The following is a 2023-nucleotide window of genomic DNA, read 5'->3' as shown; positions in this document are numbered from 1 at the left end:
CGACCATGTCGTCCATGCCCTGCACCATGCCGCGGCGGCTGGACAGATCGCCCATCACGTTGCCGGCATAGTCTTCAGGCGTCTCGACTTCCACGGCCATCATCGGCTCCAGGATCACCGGCGAAGCCCTGCGGCAGCCTTCCTTGAAGCCCAGGGACGCAGCCATCTTGAACGCGTTTTCGTTCGAGTCGACATCATGGTACGAACCGAAGGTCAGCGTGACCTTGACGTCCACAACCGGGAAGCCAGCCAGCACGCCGTTCGGCAGGGAGTCGATAACACCCTTTTCGACCGCGGGGATGTATTCGCGCGGCACCACGCCGCCCTTGATGGCGTCGACGAACTCGAAGCCCTTGCCAGCTTCCTGCGGCTCGACGGTCAGCACGACGTGGCCGTATTGGCCCTTGCCCCCGGATTGGCGCACGAACTTGCCTTCGACGTCCGAAGCCGTCTTGCGGATGGTTTCGCGGTAGGCCACTTGCGGCTTGCCGACGTTGGCTTCCACGCCGAACTCGCGCTTCATGCGGTCGACGATGATTTCCAGGTGGAGCTCGCCCATGCCGGAGATGATGGTCTGGCCCGACTCTTCATCGGTGCGCAGACGGAAGGACGGGTCTTCCTTGGCCAGGCGGCCCAGGGCGATACCCATCTTTTCCTGGTCGGCCTTGGTCTTGGGCTCGACGGCCTGCGAGATCACGGGCTCAGGGAAGACCATCTTTTCCAGCGTGATGATGCTGTCCGGGTCGCACAGGGTTTCGCCCGTGGTGACGTCCTTCAAGCCCACGCAGGCGGCGATGTCGCCGGCCAGAATTTCCGAGATTTCTTCACGCTGGTTGGCGTGCATCTGCAGGATCCGGCCGATGCGTTCCTTCTTGCCGCGGATCGGGTTGTAAACCGAGTCGCCCGACTTCAGCACGCCCGAGTAGACGCGCACGAAGGTCAGCTGGCCGACGTAGGGGTCGGTCATCAGCTTGAAGGCCAGCGCAGCGAACTTCTCTTCGTCGATACGTTGGCGCACGACCGGCTTGTCGTCATCGTCGGTGCCAGGCACCGGCGGGATGTCAGCCGGCGAGGGCATGAAATCGATGATGCCGTCGAGCATGCGCTGCACGCCCTTGTTCTTGAAGGCGGTGCCGCAGAACATCGGCTGGATTTCAGCGGCGATCGTGCGCTTGCGGATGGYCGAGACGATTTCCTCTTCGTCCAGATCACCCGACTCCAGGTACTTGTTCATCAGCTCTTCGCTGGACTCAGCGGCGGCTTCGATGAGGTTTTCGCGCCACTTGACGGCCTCGGCCTGCAGGTCAGCCGGGATGTCTTCGTAGTTGAACTTCATGCCTTGCGAGGCTTCGTCCCAGATGATCGCCTTCATCTTGATGAGGTCGATCACGCCGGTGAACTTGTCTTCGGCGCCGATGGGGATGACGACGGGCACCGGATTAGCCTTGAGACGCAGCTTCATCTGGTCGTAGACCTTGAAGAAGTTCGCGCCGGTGCGGTCCATCTTGTTGACGAACGCGAGGCGGGGCACCTTGTACTTGTTGGCCTGGCGCCAGACGGTTTCCGACTGGGGCTGCACGCCACCGACGGCGCAATAGACCATGCAGGCACCGTCCAGCACGCGCATCGAGCGCTCGACTTCAATCGTGAAGTCGACGTGCCCGGGGGTGTCGATGATGTTGATGCGGTGCTCGGGTCGAGCCAGGTCCATGCCCTTCCAGAAGCAGGTCGTGGCAGCAGAGGTGATCGTGATGCCACGCTCTTGCTCTTGCTCCATCCAGTCCATCGTGGCGGCGCCGTCATGCACCTCACCGATCTTGTGGTTCACGCCGGTGTAGTAAAGGATGCGCTCGGTCGTGGTGGTCTTGCCGGCATCGATGTGCGCAGAGATACCGATGTTGCGGTAGCGCTCGATGGGGGTTTTGCGGGCCATGGTTTGCTCCAGAAGACAGGAGCCGCCAGCGGGTTGGTAGAAACCCGAGGCGGCTGAAAGACAGTGAGTTTAGAAGCGGAAGTGCGAGAA

Annotated in this window: 1 protein-coding gene; it reads right to left on the bottom strand. The window is 61.8% G+C overall.

Annotated features, from left to right (window positions below; translation table 11 throughout):
* Positions 1-1933 (bottom strand): elongation factor G (gene fusA, locus AC1DU6_RS29035; RefSeq protein ID WP_477861407.1); only part of this gene is annotated, 1933 nt, incomplete at its 3' end.
* Positions 1934-2023 lie beyond the last annotated feature (90 nt).

Source organism: Roseateles sp. P5_B10 (genome assembly GCF_056400485.1).
Note: the sequence above shows the minus strand (reverse complement) of the source record. Positions and strands in the feature narration are given on the sequence as shown.